This is a genomic window from Pseudoduganella buxea, from assembly GCF_009720835.1.
GTDB classification, from domain to species: domain Bacteria; phylum Pseudomonadota; class Gammaproteobacteria; order Burkholderiales; family Burkholderiaceae_D; genus Rugamonas; species Rugamonas buxea.
In genome coordinates, this window is sequence record NZ_WNKZ01000036.1 from 1 (window position 1) to 17,528 (window position 17,528).

Below are 17,528 nucleotides of genomic sequence, written 5' to 3' on the forward strand. Positions count from 1 at the left end.
GCCAGCTCGCGCAGCAGCGCTTCCGTGCCGAGGGCCTCGATCGTCACGCCGGCCGCGCACGCGGCCGCCAGCAGTGCCTGGCCCTGGCCGGCCGGCCCCGCCACGTACAGGGCCTCGACAGCGGGGCCGCTCATAGCAGCGGCATGCCCAGCAGCGCGCGCCCCGTCCAGATATGCAGCATGTCGGTGGTGGGCGACATCACGTGGCTGGCGCGGGCGTCACGCAGCATCTGGCCCACGCGGCTGTTCTCGCGATAGGCGCTGCCGCCGCAGATCGACATGGCGTCGTTGGCCAGCGCGATGGCCGTGTCGCCCGCGTCGGCTTTCGAGGCGAGGATGAAGGGCAGCGCATCGGGGTCGCCGCGGTCGCCCTTCTGGGCGGCCGTGATCACCAGCGCTTTCGATTTCTGGTAGGCCGTCCACATGGCGGCATAGCGGGTCTGCATGGTCTCCACGTCGCCCAGAACGGTGCCGCTGTGCTCGAAGCGGCGGTTGCGCAGCTGCTCGCCGGCCGCGTCCAGCGCCGACTTGGCGATGCCCAGGTAGGTGCCTGCCATCGCCATCAGGAAGTAGGGCGCCACCACCTCGAACACATACCAGACCTGGTCGCCCTCGGCGCCCAGCAGGTTGGTGGCCGGCACCCGGGCGGCCTCCAGCCGCAGGCTGCGAGAGGAATTGCCGCGCATGCCGAAGCCCTGCCAGTCGCCGTGGAAGGCGGCGCCCGGCGTGTCGGCGTCGACGATCAGGCAGCTGAAGTCGCCCCGCTCGCATTGCGCTTCGCTGGCGATGCTGGAGACGACGTAGGAATCGGCATGGCCGCCGTTGGTGACGAACTGCTTGCTGCCGTCGACCAGGTAATCGTCGCCGGCCCGGGTCAGCCGCGTGGCGGGCAGGTAGAAGTGCGCGCCCGTGCCGCTTTCGGACAGGGCCAGGGTCGTGATGTGGCGGCCCTCGGCAATGGCGCGCAGGTAGCGCTCACGCTGGAAATCGGTGGCCTTGGCCGCGATCACGGCAGTGCCGACGCAGTGCATGCCGAAGCACAGGGCCGACGACGGGCAGGCTTCGCCGATGGCGGCTGTGACCATCGACAGCGCCAGCAGGCCCTGGCCGTGGCCACCCAGCTCGTACGGCGCCTGTAATCCCATCAGGCCGGCGTCGGCAAAGGCCTGCATCGACGCGGCAGGCCAGCGGCACCCTTCATCGACGGCGCGCGCTTCGGGCGAGGTGACGCTGGCTACCACGCGGTGCGTCAGGGAGAGCAGGGCGTCGAGATCGCGGGAAAAGCCGGTGTGCATGGGGAGTTCGCTTAAATTGAGAGTATATGCCGGGCCTGCGCATGATGTCGGACGATAGGCCGGGCTCCAATTGCTCATCAACGTGACGATTTGGCCCCTTTCCCGTCGCGCGAAACCCCCTATGATGTCAGCGGTGCCCCGCCGGCCGGCGCGGCCGATCTTCCCCGTCTTCGAGAACCATGCTGCCGAGAACCATGTCGATATTCGTCAAAGCTCCCCCGCGCCTCGCGCTCCTGCTTCTTGCCATCGCCGCGCTGGCGGGTCCCGCTTCGGCCCAGGAACTGGGCATTCCTCAGGCCTCGGATGGGGCTCGCGCAATCGCCCGGGAGCGGGTCGCGAAGCCTGGTGCCACCACCTTCCTGATGGCGGGCGTGACGGCGGCCTCGCCCGGCACCGTCAGCCTGTTCTCGTCGAGCGACGGCGTCGAATTCACGTCGCTCGCTTCCGAGGCGTTTCGCCCGCCGGCCGGCCTGCCGCGCGATCTTGCGATTGCCCGGGGTACGGACGGCTGGTATCGCATGCTGTATGCCGGCGACGGCGGCAAGGCCGGGGTGACGCGCTCGCGCGATCTGAAACGGTGGGAGCCACCGCGCGAACTGCCATTGCACGGCACGCCCCGCTGGCTGCGCGAGCGCGACGGCTCGCTGAAAGCCATCGTTTCCCTGGCCGACGGCTACGCGCTGCTCGATCCGGATCCCGCCCTGGCGCGGTGGAGCGCGCCGCAGCCGCTGCGCGGCCTGGCGCTGAAGGACGCCGTCGTCGCCCCCGGCGATGGCGGCTACGTGGCGCTCGGCACCGATGCGGCCACCGGACTGCCGGCGCAGGCCACGGCGCCGGCGCCGACCGGCCCATGGACGGTGACGGCGGCTCACCCCAGCTGGAACAAGGCCTGGCGCGTCCAGTCGCTGGTGCGCCCGGCCGATGGCGCCTGGCGCGTCTACCTGCTCGATCCGGACAGCGGGCGGTCGTGGCACGCCGACAGTGCCGACCTGCGGACCTGGCGCGCCCCGGCTGAGTTGAAAGGCGTATCCGGCGCCGTGCGCCAGGCCGCCATCGTGGCCGAGGACCGCGGCCTGCTGGCCCAGGCCACGCGCCCGGCCGGCAAGCCGAAAACAGTCACGTGGGACCAGCATTCCTTGCTGATCGATGGCCGGCGCGTGGTACTGTGGTCCGGCGAGATCCATCCCTTTCGGCTGCCCAATCCCTCGCTGTGGCGCGACGTGATCCAGAAGATGAAGGCGCTGGGCTTCAACGGCGTGGCCTTCTATTTCGACTGGGGCTACCACTCGCCGGCACCGGGTGTGTATGACTTCTCCCATGTCCGCAATGTCGAGCGCGCGCTGGAGATCGCGGAGGAGGAGGGCATGTACATCATTGCCCGCACGGGACCGTATGTGAACGCGGAGCTGACGGGTGGCGGCTATCCCGGATGGATGCTGCGCAATCGCGCCGAGGCGCGCACGGACGATCCGGTCTACCTGGCGGCCGTGGACGAGTGGATGACGCAGATTAACGCCATCGTGGCGCGCCACCAGGTCACGACGGGCGGCGGCAACGTCATCGCCTACCAGCTGGAAAACGAATTGGGCAAGGTCGAGCCGAAGCACGTGCGCCAGATGGAACACCTGGCCGCGAAGGCCCGCGCCGACGGCATCACGGTGCCGTTCTTCCACAACGCGGCCGGGCGCCTGCCCGACTGGACGCCGAAGGCGTCTTCGGCGCCGTGGGCCAACCCCGGCCCGACCGACCTGTATGCCTTTGACGGCTACCCCGGCGGCACCTGCGACGTGCATGCCGACCCGGCGGGGCCGAACCGGGCGCCGGACTGGGGCCTGTACGGCAACGGCTCGCCGAAGACGGGCGCGCTGTCCTCGCCCGGCACGCCCGGCTTCGCGGCGGAACTGGGCGGCGGCTGGTTCGACTACTGGGGCTCGAACGGCACCTATGCGTGCACGGCCGAACGCCAGGGCAAGGGCTACCAGCGGGTGTTCTACGGCACCAACCTGATCAACCGCATAACGATCCACAATATCTACATGACCTTCGGCGGCACGTCGTGGGGCTGGCTGCCGGGCCCCGTCGTGTATACCTCCTACGACTACGGCGCGCCGATCTCGGAGGACCGCGGCCTGCGCCCCAAGGCGCTGGCGCTCAAGCAGCAGGGCATGTTCGTGCAGGCCGCGGAGAAGGCGCTGGCGCAGATGGACAAGGGGCCGCCGATCGCCACGTCGTCCAGCCGGGCGAAGGTCTACCACAACGTCAATCCGGCGCTGGGCGCGCACATCCTGTTCGCCGTCCACAGCCCGTCGAACCTGACGAGCGACGACAGCTTCACGTTCGCGCTGGCGACGAAAAGCGGGCACTTTGACGTGCCGCTGCGGCTGAACGGCCAGGATGCCAAGATGCTGCTGGCCGAATACCCCCTGGAACGCCAGCACCTGGTCTACTCGACGTCGGAACTGCAGACCCACCTGCAGGACGGCGAACGCGATATCGCACTGCTGCATGGCCGCACCGGCGAGGCCGGCGAGACCGTGCTGCGCTATGCCTCGGCGCCACGCGTGGAAGTCCTGGCCGGCAAGGTGACGCAGCGCTGGGACGGCAAGGCCGGCCTGCTCAAGCTCGACTACCGCCACGACGGCATGGCGCGCGTGCGCATCACGGGCGGGGGGCGGGCGCCCTTGCTGCTGCTTCTGGCGGACGAAGGGCACAGCGTGCAGTTCTGGACCCAGGACACGCCGGCGGGCCGGCTGCTGCAGCTCTCGTCCGCGCTGGTACGGGGCGCGACCCTGGCAGGCGACGAACTGCGCCTGCGCGGCGACAGCAGCGAAACGGCGCGCCTGGAAATCTGGGGCGCTCCGGCCAGGGCCGCGCGCACCGTGTCGTTCAACGGCGTGCCGCTGGCCGCCACGCCGCAGCCGGACGGCTCGGTCAGCACGGCCGCCATCGCGGCGCCGGCCGCTGTCACGCTGCCCGCCCTGGCCCGCTGGGCGCGGCGCATGGACAGCCTGGAAGCGCGGCCCGAGTTCGACGATGCGCTCTGGGCGCGGGTCGACGCCCGCGCCTCGGCGGCGCAAACGTGGACCATGCCGGAACGGGGCCAGCCGACGCTGGCAATGAGCGACTACGGTTTCCACCACGGCGACGTGTGGTACCGGGGCCGGGTCGACATCCGCGATGGCCGGACCGACCAGCTTGAGCTGTTCTATGGCGCCGGCGGCGCCGGCATGATCCAGGTGTGGGTCGATGGCCGCTTCGTCGGCCAGCACGAGCTCGACGTGGGGCGCCAGTTCCCGGAGACCACCGACAGCGTCAGGTTCGCGCTGGGCCCGCTGGCGCCGGGGCCGCACGTGATTGCCGTCATGGTGCGCAACAATTCGCATAACTGGGACCTGATGGCCGACGATGCCCACCGCGAGGCCCGCGGCCTGATCGCCGCGTCGCTGACTTCGAAAGGGGGACGCCGCTTCGCCGTGCCGATCGTCTGGCGCATCCAGGGCAACCAGGGCGGCGAGGACATCGCCGACGTGGTGCGGGGACCGATGAACAACGGTGGCCTGCTCGGCGAGCGGCAGGGCTGGTACCTGCCGGCGCTGCCCGACGCCGCCCGGGACGGCTGGCTCGCGGCGAAGGTGACGGATGCCCCGCCGGCCCCAGGGACCTATTGGCTGCGCACGTCGTTCGAACTGGACCTGCCGCGCGGGCACGATGTCCAACTGGGACTGGCCTTCGGCGATACGGCACGGCCCCGCTCGGAGCGCGAAAACCGCGCACTGATCTTCGTCAACGGCTGGAACATGGGGCAGTTCATCGCCCACGTGGGACCGCAGCGCACCTTTGTCATCCCGCCCGGCATCCTCAATCCGAACGGCGCGAACACGATTGCGCTGGCGGTGACGACGGACGGCCAGGCGGGCAACGCGCTGGAACCGGTGCGGCTGGTGACCTTGCGTGCCGCGCGCGGCGGCGTGCCGCTGGAATTGATGCCGGGGGCAGCGCCGCGGCAGTGATGGCGTGCCGGGCGGGGCCCGGCGGCAGGGTCAGGCGCGGCGGCCGCGACGCACGGCGGCCGCGGTCAGCAGCAGGCCGGCACCCAGCATGGCCCAGGTCGACGGCTCGGGGACGGCAGTGATGGTGAACGTTGTCTCGGGCGTCCAGCGGTAGGAGTAATTTTCTTCGAAGCCGGGGCGGTAGCGGTAGTGGTATTCGCCCTCGCCGGAGACGAAGTAGTGGCCGCCGCCTACCAGTCCTTCGGGGTCCTTGCCCCGCTCACCCGCAGTGAACACGAGGCCGTCGGCGGCCGAGTAGTTGAACGCTTCGATCGAACAGACGTAATAGGCATTGGTGCTGGGCTCGCAAATGACGTAATCGACGCCGTTCAGCACCAGCGACGTGATTTCGCTGCGTTCGACGATGCCGTTCGCATTCCAGTCGCCGCCGACGAAGCTGCCGTTGACCTGGCGGTCCGCATGGAACACGCCATCGCGCGAATCGAGAAAACCCTGATACTGGAAATTCCAGGTTGCCGCCGCTTGGGCGCTGCCGCAAAGGCAAGCCAGGATGCCTGCGTTGATGAGTTGTTTGAGCATTGAGGCCTCCATGAAAACGATAAAAGTTGCATGCTAGCAGAGTGGTAGCCGCTGCCGGCAGAATCGGGCCGCTTTTGTTGTTCAAACGCAGGGGCCGATGCGGCGGCCCGTATCATGGCCCCTGCTGGTACAAGCTTATTATGGGGAAGTGGCCGGTCACGAGGCTGGCCAGGCTTTCACCCAACAGCATACCGGCCAGCCCCAGCGCGGCGATCACACCCATGGCCACTGCAATGGACAGCACGAAACGGCGGTTCGGCACGCGCAGCACGAAGGGCAGGTTGATGGCCACGCTGGCCAGCGACGCGATGACGGCGCCCGTGGCGGCGGCATCGAGGGTGAGCTTGCCGTCGGCCGCCAAGCTGGCCGCCGCCGCCACGGCGCTGGCGCTGGAGACGGCGCCACCGAGCAGGCTGACGAGATAGAAACCGACATTGCCGAAGTACTTCTGCGTCAGCACGCCCAGGATATGCAGCACGAGGAAGATCAGGCCATACTTCAGCGCGCTCCACAGTGAGAACGGCAGCACGATCTGGTCCGACGGCGGGGCGTCCTGCGGCACGACCGCGACGTGCGCCGGCGCGCGCCGGTAGAACACGAAGAAGGCGCTGGCGCCCAGCATGGCGACGAGGGCGCCGCCGCCGGCCACGGCCACGCCGGGTGCCAGCAGGGCCAGGATCACGGCGTTACGCATCAGCATTGCCGACGTTGCCAGGATGATGCCCCGGTAGGCCGCCGCGGCGACGGCGCCGCTGGCATGCAAGCCCACGCGCGAGGCCAGTTCGTTGACGGTGACGGAGCTGTTGACGAGGCCGCCGAGGAAGCCTGCAATGGCCACGCCACGCGTGCCGAAGGCCTTCCACAACACGTAATTGACGAAGCCGATGCCGGCGATCAGGATCACGGTGGCCCAGGCCGCACGCGGCTCGATCAGGCCCATCGGTCCGATGCTGCCCACGGGCAGGGCGGGGTAGATGACGATGCCCAGGATGGCCAGCAGCAGCGCCGAGCGCAGCTCGCCTTCGGTCAGGCCGATCGAGAAGCCTTGCAGGATGTCCTTCCATGCCAGCAGCGCCGTGGAACTGACCATGATGGCGGCCGGCGTCAGGGTATGGCCCTTGCCGCACAGGATGCCGGCGATGCAGGTGACGAGCATCGCCGCCGACGTCGTCAGCTCGGTGCCGGAATGGGTGCGCATGTCCTGGATGTTCAGGAAGATCGTCAACAGGCCCGTCAGGCACAGCACGATGTAGGCATAGTTGTCGCCCAGCGAAGCGCCGACCGCGCCCAGGATGGCGATGAAGCCGAAGGTGCGCAGGCCCGCTTCCTTCTTGCGCCGCTCCCGCTCCAGCCCGATCAGCAGGCCGAGGGCCAGCGCCAGCGCGAAGCGGGTCAGCATTTCCAGGTAGGGCCAGTCGGTCACCGCCCCCTGGATGGGCGCGTCGATGATGGTGGCAGTCGTGCTCAGCAGGCTCATGCGTCACTGTAACGCCGAACGCCGCAGCGGGACCACACTTTTGTGGTGCGGCAATGTGGTGCGGCAAAATGAGCCCTTCGGCTAAGATGACTTTTCACCAAGCAGAAGGAGGCATCATGCAATCGGATAATCAAAACCGCCCGGGCCAACCGCCCATCCATACGCAGCTGCCGGATTCGATTCCGCCCGGCGACGCCAGGAAGATCGTCGGCGAGGCCGTGCCGCAGGGCGCCGACTACAATTCGCCGCCGCCCCAGGGCGCAGGCAAGTCCATGGGCAGCGGCCTGGACGACGTTGGCGGCCCCGGCATGGGCCAGCCGCCGGGCGAAGGCGGCGAACATGCCGCCACCGTGCGCGACCGCGACAGCCGCGCCGACGACCGCCACATGGCCAGCATGCAGCAGGGCCAGGGTGGCTCACGCCAGGATGGCGGACAACAGAACGAGGTGCAGCAGGATGGCAATCGCGGCGATGCCGGCAAGGACCGGGGCGCGCAGCGTGACACGACAGGCAGCGTACAGGGCGGAACGGATGGGGGCAATGCCCAGCGGGGCGACGCCGCCCGTTCCGAAGGCCTGCTGCCCGGCCAGGGCGAGGACGACGGCCGCTACGACGTGGCCGAGGAAGTCAGCATGGACCAGCAGTCGGACCGTGCCCGCAGCGTCGGCAGCATGGACCAGGCTGTGAAAGGCCCCCACGGCGACCAGTTGCAGGATGCCGTCGCGCGCACCCTGGGCAAGGGTGCCGACAAGCAGAAGTAGGCGCCTCGGCGCATCGGTCGACAGGGCGGCCTTGGCCGCCCTTTTTATCGTTCGTGCTGCGCCGGATGCAGCAGCGAGCGCAGCGCGGAAGCTTCGAAGTAGACGTGCCGGATGGCCGGATGCGCGGCGGCGATGGCCTGCTCGAGCCGGGCAATGGCTGCTTCCACCTGGTCGATCGGCATGCCGCGCCGGAACTGCACGGAGGCGGCCAGCAGCACGTCGTCCGGTCCCAGCTGCATCGTGCGCAAGGTGGCCACGCTGTCGAGTGCCGGTTCGCGGTCGAACAGTGCATGCAGGCTGGCCAGCTGTTCGCGATCGATGCCTTCTCCCACCAGCAGGCCGCCCGTCTCCCGTGCCAGCGCGAAGGCGGCGCCCACCAGCACCAGGCCGATCAGGATCGAGGCGATCGGGTCCAGGTAGGGATTGTCGAACAACTGTCCCAGCGCGATGCCTGCGGCTGCAATGGCAATACCCAGCAAGGCGGCGCAATCCTCGATGAACACGGTAAACACGGATGCATCCCGGCTGGACCGGACGGCCTGCCACAGGCTCGTGCCAGGCCGGCGCACGCGGTTCAGCGCCTTGCGCGACACGTTCCAGCTGTAGCCTTCGAACAGCGCCGCCACGCCCAGCACGGCATAGTTCCAGAACGGATCGGTCAGCGGTGGCGGAGCGCGCAGCGCGTCGATGCCATGGTAGATCGACAGGCCGCCGCCCAGCGAGAACACGGACAGCGCCACGATGAGGGCCCAGAAATACACGGATTTGCCGTAGCCGAAAGGGTGCCTGCGGTCGGCCGGCCGGCCGCTGCGGCGCTCGCCCACAAGCAGCAGGAACTCGTTGCCCGTATCGACGGTGGAGTGGATCGCTTCGGCCACCATGGCGGCGCTGCCCGTGAAGGCTGCCACGGCGAACTTGGCCGCCGCGATGCCCAGGTTGGCGGCGATGGCCGCGTAGATCACCTTGCGCGATTCGCCGGAGTGACCCGCCGCAGGTAGCCTGGCCGGCGCCGCCGCGTCCGCAGTGTTCCCCGCGCTGCCGGCAGCCGAATCCGGTGCCGCCGCCGTGATGCCCTTGTCCATGCAGTGCCCCTTTTCTCAGTCGAGCTCGCACTGTAGCGGGCTGGGCGCCGCACTTCCGTACGGCCGCGCACCGGTCCGTGCAGCTCAGCCGATGTGTCAGCACAACAATGCAGGTGCACCCGATACGCCTGACAGGCAAGAATTCGTGCTTATTTCCCACGAAAAATGCCAGAAGGCACGGTTTATTGGATCGGTTTAAGCTGGATCAAACTCGCCGGCAAGCCCGGCGGGAAGGCGCTGCCTATACTGCAAGGATTGCGTGGCGCACCCGGCGCCCGTTTCATGGAGACCCCCCATGCGCCAGGACCCCTTATCCGCCGGCATCGGCGATATGCTGCAGAAATTTCGAAAGATGGAAAGCTGGATGCGCCGCTTCGGCATCCCGCCCGTGCTGGCCCGCATGCCCGTCTGGGTGCTGTGCTTGCACTACTGCCTGATGATGCGGGGGAAGACGGCTCGCATCGCCAAGGTCGCCGAGCGCATCGAGCGCTGGCTGGACGCCATCATGGCGCTGTCGCGGCAGGACGATTCCCGTACCGAACTGATCGATATGGACCGGGGCATGCGCAACGATATCGAATCGACCAAGCGCACCTTGCTGGCGCTGCGCGAGATCAGCCTCGACGTGGGCACCATGTTCTGCAGCATTGGCTTCCACTCGCGTCTGCTCGACCGCACTCAGCAAGGCTTCCTGAACGTGGTGGACGCCTCCTGCGCAACTGCCACGACCTTGCAGGATGCGCTGGAAGCCCATGACACCCATGCCTTGCTGCTGTTGCGCCAGATGCAAAACCACGACGGCGAACGGACGCCTGCCTGAAGACTGTGGCTGCCGTGACTGCCGCAGTCGCCGCAGTCGCCGTAGTTACCGCAGTCGCTGTGGTTACCGAAGTCGCTGTGGTTACCGAAGTCGCTGTGGTCGCTACGGGTGCTTTAGCTATCGCAGTCGCCTAGATATAGCAGTCGCCGTAGTGGCCGCAGTCGCTGTAGTGGGCTGCCACATTCGCGGTAGTTATCGCAATCGCGCTAGTTATGCAATCGCTGTAGTTAGCGAAGCCTCAATAGGTGCCGCAGTCGCCATAGGTGGGGGCGCTGTAGTTGCCATGGGTGCCGATTGCCCTGGCCGACGGTTCGCCCGCTGGCGCAGGTACAGCCAACCCCAGACCCCAAAATCCGCATCCAGGCGCGTACGAAAAGGGTCGTTCCGCAGTTATTCCGCGCTCATTCCGCCACCCATGCAGCATGCCAATCCGTCGCGCATCGGCTAGTGACCCGCGCGGCGCACTGCCATCGCATCACAGCAAGTCATCGCATCACCGCCGATCAACGCATCTGTCGGCGCGGCCGCGCGCCAGCCTCATGGCGGCGCAAAAATCCCAGGATGGCACGAGCAAGGTACTTCAGACGGTCCGGCCGGATCAGGCGATAACCGCCTGTTCGCCATCACGCTTCGACGCGGCCCCGGCGTGAACCGGTTACCGCACGACGGCTTCCGGGCAGCGGGTGAAGAGGTGCCGCTGCCCGATCGTCGCTGCCGTGCCGCCGGCCGCGCCTATCGTGATCGTGTTGCGCGCAAGGGAGCGCGCTGTTTCATGGTGACTGTGCGAAACTGCACAGAAGGCTTAGTGCGCTTTTGACAAGATCAGCAGCCAGCGCCCGAACAGCAGCACTTCGATATGGCCCGGCTCGACGCCGGTATCGCATTCGATGAGGGGGTTGACGGCATAGAAGCGCTTGCGGAAATCGCGGCAGACCAGCATTTCACGCTTGCCGAAACGGACCAGAAAGGACATGGGGGCATACTCCAGGCCAAAGCGGGATTCGAAGCGGTTACCGATGCGCGAGCCGATGCCGGTGTTGATGGTTGCCATGACAATTCCTTAAGTTTGGGTTGCTAAGGTGTTTGCATTCAAGACTCCGGTCGTGCTGTCGCCAACGTGGCCGTTACCGCTGCTGCGGCGTGCCTGGCTGCCCGGGTCCTGTACTGCACTGGATAGAAGCTTATCATAACCACTGTACAAAAACACAGGCCTGTATGAAAAAACAGGTTTTTTTGACCATCGTTGTTATCGCGCATCGCATATGAGTAAAATTGCATACGGGAAATTGACCCGATTCCTGGCCGCCCGGCTGAGCCCCGGCGGCGAGTTGGGCTTGCACCTGACGGCCGGTGTCGTCATGCTGGTCGTCGGCGTTACCGCCTTTGCCGAAATCGCCGATGCCGTCGGCGAGGGCGACGATATCGCCCGGTACGACGAGCATGTTTCGCAGTGGTTCTACCAACACGCGTTCGAGCCGCTGACCACCTTCATGCTGGGTATTACCCACCTGCACGGCATTCCCGCCATGTGCGTGCTGTCGAGCCTGCTTGGCCTGTGGTTCTGGCGCAAGGGCGCGCCGTACTGGCTGCTGGCCACGGCCATCGCCGTGCCGGGCGGCATGCTGCTCAATGTGCTGCTGAAGCATGTGTACCAGCGCGCCCGGCCCGCCTTCGAGGAGCCTTTCCTCACCTTGGCCACCTACAGCTTTCCCAGCGGGCACACGGCGGCGGCGACACTGTTCTATGGTTTGCTGGCCAGCTATGTCGTCACCACCAGCAGCAACTGGCGCGTGCGCTGCGCGGCGATGCTGGGCGCCGCACTGATGGTGGCGCTGGTGGCCCTGAGCCGTGTTTACCTGGGGGCCCACTTCGTCAGCGACGTGCTGGCCGCGATGGCCGAAAGTGCCGCCTGGCTGGCCGTCTGCATCACATCCGTGTCCACCTTGCGGCGCCGCCGCCACGCTCGCAAGGACCAGTGATGCCGGAAGATCCTGTGCAAGGCATGTTGGACCTGAAGAACAACGTGGCCGTCATCGTCAACGCGGCGGCCGGCCTCGGCTACGATGGCGACTGGGCCGCCGCGCTGCGCGGCAAGTTCGCCGCCGTCGGCCTGCGCGCCGACGTCACCCTGGCCGCCAGCGGCGACGAGATGATCGGCGCGGCCCGCGATGCCGTCGCGCGTGGCGTCGACATCGTCGCGGCCGGCGGTGGCGACGGCACCATCAACGCCGTCGCGTCCGTCATGGTCGACAGCGACATCACCTTTGCCGTGCTGCCGCTGGGCACCCTGAACCATTTTGCCAAGGACCTGGGTATCCCGCTGGCGCTGGACGAGGCCATCGCAACCATTGTCAAGGGGAGCGTGAGGCGGGTCGACGTGGGCGAAGTGAACGGCCGCGTGTTCCTGAACAATTCCAGCCTGGGCCTGTACCCGGACATCGTGCGCGACCGCGAGAAACAGCAGCGCCGCCTGGGCCGGGGCAAGTGGCTGGCGTTCTGCTGGGCGTCCGTGGCGGCGCTGCGCCGTTTTCCCTTTCTCAGCGTGCGGTTGAAGGTGGGCGAGGACGAGCATGCGCGGCGCACCCCTTTCGTTTTCATCGGCAATAATGAATATCTGATGCAGGGCCTGACCATCGGCGAGCGGGCCGTGCTCGATGGCGGCAAGCTGAGCCTGTACGTGGCGCAGCGGCCGACCCGGCGCGGCCTGGTCCGCTTCGCCTGCCACGCCCTGCTGGGCAGGCTGGGTCAGTCGCCCGACTTCGACGTGCTGCTGGCCGAGTGCTTCGCCATCGACACGCGCCGCAAGCTGATCCGCGTCGCCACCGACGGCGAGGTGACCTTGATGGCGCCACCCCTGAACTACCGCTCGCGCCCGGCCGCGCTGGCGGTCATCGTGCCCCGCTGACAGGAGACTTGCATGCGCACCATCGTACATTTATCGGACATCCATTTCGGCAAGGTCGACGAGCAGCTGCTCGATCCGCTGCGCCGCACGGTGGAGTCGGTGCAACCGGATATCGTCGTCGTCTCGGGCGACCTGACGCAGCGTGCCCGCAGCGAACAGTTCAAGGCCGCACGGGCCTACCTCGACACCTTGCCGCAGCCGCAGATCGTCGTGCCGGGCAACCACGATATTCCGCTCTACAACGTGGCGGCGCGCTTCCTGACGCCGCTGACGAAATACCGCCGCTACATCACGCCGAACCTGGCGCCGGAATTCGTGGATGACGAGATTGCCGTGATGGGCCTGAACACGGCACGTTCGCTGACGATCAAGGACGGCCGCGTCAACCGCGAGCAGCTCAACCGCCTGCACGCACGTCTGGCCGGCGTCGGCGAGCACCTGACCCGCATCGTCGTCACCCACCATCCCTTCGACCTGCCCGATCACCTCGACGAGGAAGACCTGGTCGACCGCGCGCCGATGGCGATGGACGCCTTCGCCAAGTGCGGCGTCGACCTGCTGCTGGCCGGGCACGTGCACACCAGCCATTCGGCCAGCAGCGCCAAGCGCTACAAGATCGCCGGCTATTCGGCCCTGGTGGTACAGGCAGGCACGGCGACGTCGACGCGGGGGCGGGGCGAAACGAATTCCTTCAATGTGCTGCGGTTGGACACGGACGACATCCAGGTCGAGCGCTACAGCTGGAAGGACGCGTCGAAGGCCTTCGAGGTGGCCACCGTCGAGTGCTTCCGGCGCGAGGGCAATACGTGGGAACCGTGGCTGGGGGATTGAGCTGTTACGGCCGCTAGCTGATCTATGATCGTTACAGCCAGTAATCCCCCACGTCGCGACCCATTCTTGCATCCTAGCCACTGTCCACCTCGGGGTCAGACCCCGACAAGACACGAGCTCATCGGTCGCTACTGCTGAGCCTGTGTCCACCTCGGGGTCAGACCCCGACAAGACACAAGCTCATCCGGTCGCTACTGCTGAGCCTGTGTCCGTGTCGGGGTCTGACCCCACGGTGGACACGGGCTGATCCATGATCGTTACAGCCAGTAATCCCACCACTTGGCCGCCCACTCCTTCATCCGCGTGACGGTGGAGCGGTCGCGCCAGGCGGCCAGCGTGACTTCCTTGGAATTGCGCAGGTCTTCCCGGAAGGCGTTTTCCATTTCGTTGCCGAAGGCGTCGCCCAGCACGATGACATTCACTTCGCTGTTGTGCAGGAAGCTGCGCGTGTCCATATTGGTCGAGCCCACCGTGGACCAGACGCCATCGATGACGGCCGTCTTGGCATGCAGCACGGCCAGCTTCAGCTCGAAGATGCGCACGCCCGAGGCCAGCAGGGGCTCGTAGAAGGCGCGCCCGGCGTGGAAGACGAGGCCGCTGTCCGATACGCTGGGCAGCACCAGCTGCACCTTGACGCCCCGTTTGGCGGCATCCATCAGCGCCTGCAGGGTCTGCTCGTCCGGCACGAAATAGGCGCAGGTGATGTGGATCGATTTCTTTGCTTCCTGGATCGCCAGCAGCATGGATTTGTAGATCTCGAACTTGCCGCCCGGTTCGCTGCCGAGGATGCGCACCAGCTTGTCGCCGGCGATGACGGGATTGGGGAAGTAGTCCGCTTCGCGCAGGTCGTCCGCATCCTGCTTGGTCCAGTTCTGGATAAACAGCCACTGCATCGCGTGCACGGCCGGGCCCTCGATGCGCACGTGGGTGTCGCGCCAGCCCACGTCCTTCTCGGAGCGGGGCCGCGACTTCGAGCGGAACGGCGAGCTCTTCGAATAGGTGTCGCTGATGTTGATGCCGCCGGCAAAGCCGATCTTGCCGTCGACGATCAGCATCTTGCGGTGGTCGCGGTTGTTCACCTTCCAGCCATTGCCCCGCACCTTGGTCGGGTTGACGGGATTGAAGGCCACCAGGTGGATGCCGGCCTTGCGCATGCGGTCGAAGAATTCCTGCGGCACGGCCAGGGTGCCCACGCTGTCGTAGATGATGTTGACGACAACACCGGCGCGCTGGCGTTCCATCAGCAGCTCGGCGAATTTGTCGCCCAGTTCGTCCTGGTCGAAGATATAGGTTTCGAAATTGATGCTGTGCTTGGCGCCAGCGATGGCCTTCATCATCTCGGCCATCGTCTGGGGGCCGTCGAACAGCAGCTTGACCTGGTTGCCGGCGATCAGGGGCACGCCCGTGGCCGCTTCCTCCAGCGCCGCCTGGGCCTTCAGGTCCAGGGTCGACTTGGACCAGCGCTTGGCCAGCAGGGCCTTGGCCTTGTCCGGCGACAGGGTGCCGTTGGCCGACTGCACCACGGGTGCAGCAGCGGCCTGGGCTTTCGTCTTGTCCGAATCGACGGTGGGCAGCGAGGCGCAGGCCACGAGGGACCACATCGCCAGGATCAGGGGCAGACAGTGTTGCGCACGCCAGATTTTCATTTTTTCTCCTTGCTGCCGTCTTTGCTGCCGATAAAGAAATCAACTGGTGCCTTGCGGGCCTGCCGGAACAGGGCGCGCACCAGCAGGAAGCCATGCTCGAAGGGTATGCGCCGTGCGCGCAGCGCCACCCACAGGGCAAGGCCGAAACTGACCAGCAGGTTGACACTGCCGATGGCCAGGAAGCCGATTACGGATTTCACTACCAGTTGCCAGCTTACATCGTAGTCCAAGGCGACCAGGGCTGTCGCAAAGTTGGCAGCGGAGAAAGTCACGTGGCGGATATCGATGGGCAGGCCGATCAGCGCGCCGACGGTGCCGATGGTGCCCAGCATGATGCCAAAGTAGAAATTTCCCATCAGGCCGCCCAGGTTGTTCTCCAGGTAGGTGCCCAGCCGCGCCGTGCGCGCCTTGCCCAGCAGCGCCGACAGGCCCCGCAACTGGCCGATGCGCTGCCCCCAGCGGGTGTACAGGGCCTGGTTGTCGTAGTAGCCGGAAATCAGGCCGGCCAGGAACAGGCAGACCCCCGCCACGCCCGCGTACAGCAGGGCCGGGGTGTGGATGGGGTCGATGTCGTGCAGCAGGTGCAGGGCCTTGTCTTTGGTGACCAGGTGGTGGCCGGCCAGCTGCAGCCAGCACCACGCGATTAGCCATGCCATCGGCAGCGCCGTGGCGATATTGCCCAGCACGGCCGTCACCTGGGTACGCAGCACCTTGCCGATCAGTTCGGCCAGGCTGTCCAGGTCGATATGCTTGCCGTCCGGGCTTTGCAGGCCGGCCGCGATGCGCGAGGCCGTCATGGCCGGCTGCTTCGTGGCCACCGTGAAGTGCAGCAGGTGGATCAGCATGAAGCCCAGCGAGTAATTCATGCTGAACAGGAAGGCTTCGACCAGGGGCGCCGTGCGCAGCGCGCCGAACAGGATCTTGATCAGCGCCATGACGCCGACGATCACGCCGGCCCCGGCCGAGGACAGGAACATGCCGGCCATCTGGCGGCGGTTCTCGGCGATATAGTGTTCGCCCGTGCGGCTGGCGTTTTCCGTGACGTTGCGGGCCAGCAGGTGGATATTGTCGGCGAACAGGTCGCGCACCGTGTACTTGTTGTTGTGGGCCTCGATCAGTTCCAGCGCCAGGGCCAGCGCGGCGGCCCGCTTGCGGGTGGCGGCGACGGTGACGGGCCGGTGCGGCATGGCGTCGGCCGCCACGGCGTCGATATCGACGGTGGGCGGCTCCGGCGTGGCGCCGGACACGTCGACCAGGTACAGCAGCTTGCGCAGCCGCTCGATACTCTGGCTCAAGGTGACGAGCAGGTAGGTCAGTGCGATCGACGTGCCCTGCACCAGCGCCTTCTTGCGGATCTTGGCGATGACGCCGTCGCACTGGTCCAGCATCACCAGCAGGTGGCGGGCGTCGAGCATGACGTCGCCGCCGGCCAGCATGCGCTCGTAGCCGTCCAGGTAGTGGACCACCTCGCGGTTCTGCACGATGAAGGGCGACTCAAACTCTTCCATCTCGGTATGGAAATTCGTCAGGGTCGGTTCCAGGCCGATGGCACTGACACGGTAGCTCAGGGTCTGGATCGCTTCAAGCAGACCCGGCAGCATGATGTTCGGGCCCGGGCGGGGCGTCATCACCGTGTCGAACAGGGCCAGCCAGTCGGCCGCCGGCACGCCGGCGATCCACAGGTAGTCGGTCTGGCGGTACAGCATCTGGTCGAGCGCGTCGGCCAGGTATTCGTCGCCGAAGGCGGGCGGCAGGATGCGGTAGGCGATGCGGCGCTTCAGTTCCGTAAAGAAGCCGTCGTTCGACAGCACGCCAACCTCACTGTACAGGCTGGCATGACGGCGGCCGGCCAATAGCCGGAAGAGATAGTCGCGCAGCGACAGCGCATGCGCCGGATTGCCCTTGAGCAGCTGGGTCAGGGTGCGGACGTTGGCGGTGGCGCGCAGGATGTCGCCGGGACGGCGGGGGCGCAAGGTCTCGACCAGGGCCACCAGGGGCTCGATGCCCGTGGTGCCGCTGTCGATGCTTTCAAGTATGGCTAGCATGCGGTGGTACGGTCTGGCCGCATTCGATCAAAACGCCAGTGTAACCGTTCGGCAATCCCTACAATGTACGCCAGCGTA

Annotated in this window: 13 protein-coding genes; 6 read left to right on the forward strand and 7 right to left on the reverse strand. The window is 66.8% G+C overall.

Features of this window, described 5'->3' with window-relative positions; genetic code table 11:
- Window positions 1-130: 130 nt before the first annotated feature.
- Window positions 131-1,294, reverse strand: a complete 1,164-nt coding sequence (locus GM672_RS13745) for an acyl-CoA dehydrogenase family protein (RefSeq protein ID WP_155471104.1) — start codon at window positions 1,292-1,294, stop codon at window positions 131-133.
- 194 nt (window positions 1,295-1,488) lie between these two features.
- Between GM672_RS13745 and GM672_RS13750 the strand changes: the two genes are divergently transcribed.
- Window positions 1,489-5,304: a beta-galactosidase gene (locus GM672_RS13750; protein ID WP_155471105.1), complete on the forward strand. Its 3,816-nt coding sequence runs from the start codon at window positions 1,489-1,491 to the stop codon at window positions 5,302-5,304.
- A 30-nt stretch (window positions 5,305-5,334) separates the two neighbouring features.
- Here the strand turns inward: GM672_RS13750 and GM672_RS13755 are convergent, their stop codons facing one another.
- A complete protein-coding gene (locus GM672_RS13755; RefSeq protein ID WP_211517366.1) occupies window positions 5,335-5,883 on the reverse strand; it encodes a PEP-CTERM sorting domain-containing protein in 549 nt (182 codons plus the stop codon).
- A 112-nt stretch (window positions 5,884-5,995) separates the two neighbouring features.
- On the reverse strand, window positions 5,996-7,360 hold the full coding sequence (locus tag GM672_RS13760) for an MgtC/SapB family protein (RefSeq protein WP_155471107.1): 1,365 nt from the start codon (window positions 7,358-7,360) through the stop codon (window positions 5,996-5,998).
- Between the two features lie 116 nt (window positions 7,361-7,476).
- On the opposite strand from GM672_RS13760, the gene GM672_RS13765 reads away from it, so the two are divergent.
- Window positions 7,477-8,121: a hypothetical protein gene (locus GM672_RS13765; RefSeq protein WP_155471108.1), complete on the forward strand. Its 645-nt coding sequence runs from the start codon at window positions 7,477-7,479 to the stop codon at window positions 8,119-8,121.
- A gap of 44 nt (window positions 8,122-8,165) precedes the next feature.
- On the opposite strand, the gene GM672_RS13770 is transcribed toward GM672_RS13765, so the two are convergent.
- Window positions 8,166-9,203, reverse strand: coding sequence for a cation diffusion facilitator family transporter (locus GM672_RS13770; protein ID WP_155471109.1), 1,038 nt, complete (start codon window positions 9,201-9,203; stop codon window positions 8,166-8,168).
- Window positions 9,204-9,498: 295 nt separating this feature from the next.
- Between GM672_RS13770 and GM672_RS13775 the strand changes: the two genes are divergently transcribed.
- Window positions 9,499-10,023, forward strand: coding sequence for a hypothetical protein (locus GM672_RS13775; protein WP_155471110.1), 525 nt, complete (start codon window positions 9,499-9,501; stop codon window positions 10,021-10,023).
- An 802-nt stretch (window positions 10,024-10,825) separates the two neighbouring features.
- On the opposite strand, the gene GM672_RS13780 is transcribed toward GM672_RS13775, so the two are convergent.
- Entirely contained in the window at window positions 10,826-11,074 is a 249-nt protein-coding gene (locus GM672_RS13780; protein ID WP_155471111.1) for a hypothetical protein, read from the reverse strand.
- A gap of 235 nt (window positions 11,075-11,309) precedes the next feature.
- Between GM672_RS13780 and GM672_RS13785 the strand changes: the two genes are divergently transcribed.
- The 3 genes from GM672_RS13785 to GM672_RS13795 are packed head-to-tail and all read left to right on the forward strand — an operon-like array spanning window position 11,310 to window position 13,759.
- The gene (locus GM672_RS13785) at window positions 11,310-12,002 is read left to right on the forward strand and encodes a phosphatase PAP2 family protein (protein ID WP_308807439.1); all 693 of its coding nucleotides are present in this window, start codon (window positions 11,310-11,312) and stop codon (window positions 12,000-12,002) included.
- Entirely contained in the window at window positions 12,002-12,928 is a 927-nt protein-coding gene (locus GM672_RS13790; protein ID WP_155471113.1) for a diacylglycerol/lipid kinase family protein, read from the forward strand. Before GM672_RS13785 ends, GM672_RS13790 begins: the two co-directional genes overlap by 1 nt.
- 12 nt (window positions 12,929-12,940) lie before the next feature.
- On the forward strand, window positions 12,941-13,759 hold the full coding sequence (locus GM672_RS13795; RefSeq protein ID WP_155471114.1) for a metallophosphoesterase family protein: 819 nt from the start codon (window positions 12,941-12,943) through the stop codon (window positions 13,757-13,759).
- Between the two features lie 257 nt (window positions 13,760-14,016).
- Here GM672_RS13795 and cls read toward each other — a convergent pair whose 3' ends face one another.
- Both cls and GM672_RS13805 read right to left on the reverse strand, forming a co-directional pair.
- On the reverse strand, window positions 14,017-15,405 hold the full coding sequence (gene cls, locus GM672_RS13800) for a cardiolipin synthase (protein ID WP_155471115.1): 1,389 nt from the start codon (window positions 15,403-15,405) through the stop codon (window positions 14,017-14,019).
- Window positions 15,402-17,450, reverse strand: coding sequence for a site-specific recombinase (locus tag GM672_RS13805; protein WP_155471116.1), 2,049 nt, complete (start codon window positions 17,448-17,450; stop codon window positions 15,402-15,404). Before GM672_RS13805 ends, cls begins: the two co-directional genes overlap by 4 nt.
- Window positions 17,451-17,528: the final 78 nt, after the last annotated feature.